The sequence below is a fragment of the Actinomycetota bacterium genome (genome assembly GCA_012837825.1).
GTDB lineage: Bacteria > Actinomycetota > Humimicrobiia > Humimicrobiales > Humimicrobiaceae > Humimicrobium.
On record DUQM01000055.1, the window covers coordinates 1 to 2,043 of the forward strand.

Consider the following 2,043-nt stretch of genomic DNA (forward strand, 5'->3'; position numbering starts at 1 on the left):
ATTCATCAAAATAATCAGCCCGACCTTTGCTCTGGACATACCTATATAGAGAAGATTTTTATAATATTCAGAGTCTTTTGTTTCATTAATATCAGTAATAATTATATATAAATTCTCCATTCCCTTAAATTTATGAATAGTGCTGAAAGTATAAGTATCTCTTGTTAAAAATCTCTCGTGGTCTTCTGAAAGATTGATAATTTCAAAATTTGGTTTTTTTCGTAAACTTTTTACACAGGAATTCTGAAGCCTGAATGGGGAAAGTATAGTGATGTCATCTGGTTTTATTTTATTTTTATGAAGAGATGAAATTACTTCTTCCAGAAGTATCACCTGCTCCATATCATTTTCATAGAACCCGTATTCAACAGGAATTCCTGTAAGATGCTCACTCAGACATCTTTTATAATTAAAACCAGACAGCTTGTATACCTCATCTGCAATTTCAATAGTATTACGGCAGTTTACCGTAAGTTTATAGCTTGTAAAGTCTCCGTAGGATTTAATCAGCGACAGCATTTCTCTGACATTTAATTTTTTATTATAAATATTCTGTCTTTCCAAATCACAAAATATATTCCAGTTTCCTTCTTTAAGTCCTCCTTTTAAAAGAGAATCCATTACAAGCAGATACTCCTCATTTATCAAATCCTGGCCTTCGTCAATAATAAGTCTGTCAAATTTGCTGAAAGGATATTTTTCAAGAACTTTAAGCGCATAATCCGGCAAGTCTTCACTATAATAATGGCTGTCTGTCCGGTCAGGTAGTTTAAAGTATCCATGCTTTCTGGTCAAAGATTCAAGATAATCAAGAAATGGAGCTACATGATATTTGTTTTCACTTTCCGGGAAATATTCTTTTAATTGATATTGAAGCCAGGATGCAAGGAGTCTGTTAAAGCAAATAATAAGCGTGTATTTATCTTCAGAAATACTTCTTTTGGCTGCTTCGAGAGCAAGCATTGTTTTGCCTGTTCCTGCTGCCCCTTTAAAAATACATCTTTCATTCTCTTCAAGTGCGTCAAGACAATCATACTGTTCATTTGTAAAAGCATTTATGCGTTTTTCTATTTTGTTTACTTTGTCAGATAAAACTTCATTGAATTCAAAACTACCTCTTAGTTGCCTCAGAAGTTCAGAAATATCTTTTTTTAAGGGATGGGATTTACCAGGATTATACCAGCTTTCATTTTTGTAGGTTTTTAAGGAATTCTCAAAAAGAACATTAATATATTCTGTTATTGAATATTTTGTATTATTGTCAAAAACTCTCCATTTCTCAATCTCCAGATCTGAATAGTTAAAATCTATTTCAGGGAATACTACTCCGTAAGTGATTAAAAAAGAGTTATATCTGCTTTCAAGACCAAACCATTTTTTCAGATTTTCGTGTAGGGAGTACATTGCACGAAGAGCTTGCTTGAAGGGTCCTTCTTCTGAAGCATAGATAGCTCTTCCATCACTATTCCTTATTTCCCACTCACCGTCTTTTCTCTGAATAGCGTTGCCAGATTTTACTTCAAGAACAAAGAGTCCTTTCTGGGGAACCATAACAAGAAAATCTATTTCCCTTCCAATGCAGGTTACCTGGTTTGGAAGATTATATGAGTGAAGAGCAACCCAGTCATCTGTTTCAGGAGCATCTCTCAGAAGATTAAAAACCAGGCTTTCTCCATAATTTTCAATTCTGCCTTTAAGGTATGGTGGAATCATCCTTGTCATGGCATATCCTTTATATTAATTTACAATTAATAATACTATTATTATTATATTTATAATTAATTTTTATTGTTAATATTATCTAAAATATTAATTATAATATTCTATCACAATTACATAATAATTATTTAAATTTATAATAGTTGAAATTATCTAAGACTCTGGGTTTTCCTATTCACCATCATTTATCTCCCCTTCAAGTTCCAGTGCTTCAATCTTTGGCAGGGTACTTCCTATAATTCCTTCCAGATCCCCATACATTCCGGCAGTATTTTTAAGCACCCTTTTTAGCTGGGTCTCTCTTTTATCCCATAGTTTCTGGAC

General features: G+C 32.7%; 2 protein-coding genes. Both read right to left on the minus strand.

Annotated features, from left to right (window positions below; translation table 11 throughout):
• Nucleotides 1-1,722 (minus strand): ATP-binding domain-containing protein (locus tag GXZ93_04110; GenBank protein HHT78962.1); only part of this gene is annotated, 1,722 nt, incomplete at its 3' end.
• A 168-nt stretch (nt 1,723-1,890) separates the two neighbouring features.
• Nucleotides 1,891-2,043: DUF2130 domain-containing protein (locus tag GXZ93_04115; GenBank protein ID HHT78963.1), on the minus strand; the 153-nt coding region annotated here is incomplete at its 5' end.